1 protein-coding gene is annotated in these 1590 nt (G+C 45.3%); it reads left to right on the plus strand.

Going from position 1 to position 1590, the window contains the following annotated elements:
* The coding region (locus tag F6K49_RS47490) for a phospholipase D-like domain-containing protein (RefSeq protein ID WP_293109506.1) at window positions 1-1303 on the plus strand (1303 nt) is incomplete at its 5' end.
* Between the last annotated feature and the right edge of the window lie 287 nt (window positions 1304-1590).

Here is a 1590-nt window from a genome sequence, read left to right on the forward strand (position 1 = left end):
TCCTTACCGGGGAGTAACTCGGGAGGGAGATAACTTGGAGCAAGTGATTGTGGATGCGATCGCATCAGCAAAGTCAACAGTAGATGTGGCGGTTCAGGAGTTGCGTATGCCCAGAATTGCCCAAGCTCTAGTAGAACGTAAGCAAGCTGGTGTCAAGGTCAGAGTCATTTTAGACAATAACTACAGTCTTCCGGTCAGTAAACTTACCGCTGAGTCAGTGGCAAAACTGCGCCAAAGAGAACGCTCACGCTACAATGAGTCCCTAATATTGATCGACCGTGACGGAGATGGTCAGCTGAGTGCAAGGGAAATTTCAGAAGGAGACGCTTTAATCATCTTAGGAAATGGTGGTGTACCTATGATTGATGACACAGCGGATGGTTCTCGGGGCAGTGGCTTAATGCATCATAAGTTTATAGTTATTGATAACAAAGTTTCTATTATTACCTCAGCCAACTTCACTCTTAGTGATCTACATGGTGACTTTCAGTTTCGAGAGAGTCGTGGCAATGCCAACAATCTGCTCAAGATTGACAGTGTAGAGTTAGCTAACCAATTCACCCAGGAATTTAACCTGATGTGGGGGGATGGTGCTGGGGGTAAACCAGACAGTAAGTTTGGTCTCAAGAAGCCATGGCGACCAGTAGAGCAGGTGACACTGGGGGATACCAGTGTGGGGGATACCAGTGTGGGGGATACCAGTGTGGGGGATACAACTATCGCGATACAATTCTCCCCAACCTCCACTACCAAACCTTGGCATCAGAGTAGCAATGGTCTGATCGCTGAAATCCTTCCTCAGGCTAAGGAAACCATTCACATAGCTTTGTTTGTCTTTTCCGAGCAACGGCTAACTAATGTTTTAGAGGAATCCCATCAACAAGGTGTTAAGGTCAAAGCGCTAATTGAGCCAAGTTTTGCCTTTCGCTATTACAGTGAGGGTTTGGACATGATGGGAGTAGCTGTTGCTCACAAGTGTAAATATGAGACTGGTAACCGTCCTTGGCGTCAACCGATTGCTACCGTCGGTGTGCCTCAGTTGCCAGAAGGAGATGTCTTACATCACAAATTTGCCATTCTGGATGGAAAGATAGTGATTACAGGGTCTCACAACTGGTCAAAAGCAGCAAATACCAGGAACGATGAGACGGTGTTAGTTATTCATAGCCCGATCGTGGCTGCCCATTTTGAGCGGGAGTTTCAACGGCTCTATGGCAAAGCAGTGAAGGGAGTACCAGTTAAAGTTCAGCAAAAGATTAAAGCACAACAACAAAAATGTGTGCCTCTTGATCCACATTCTTGAGTAGAGCATACTATTTAATAGTTGGCATGACGGGTTATACCCCTCAATTAAATAATAGATGTGTTAGATCAAGTCCGGTTAATCACTTTTAAAATGGTCTGTTGCGTTTTGTCGTTAGTGATCAGTCATTGATAAAACGTCCACCAATCTGTCATGGCCTGTTCATAAATCGGTGTTGTCGGAACAATGAGTAGTGATCATCAATTATCAAGGAATGATAAGTATTCAACCGGACATGATATCAGTTGACAACACTTAGGTGCGCACCTCTAAGGCCGGGTTCCCCG

Source organism: Moorena sp. SIO3I6 (assembly GCF_010672095.1).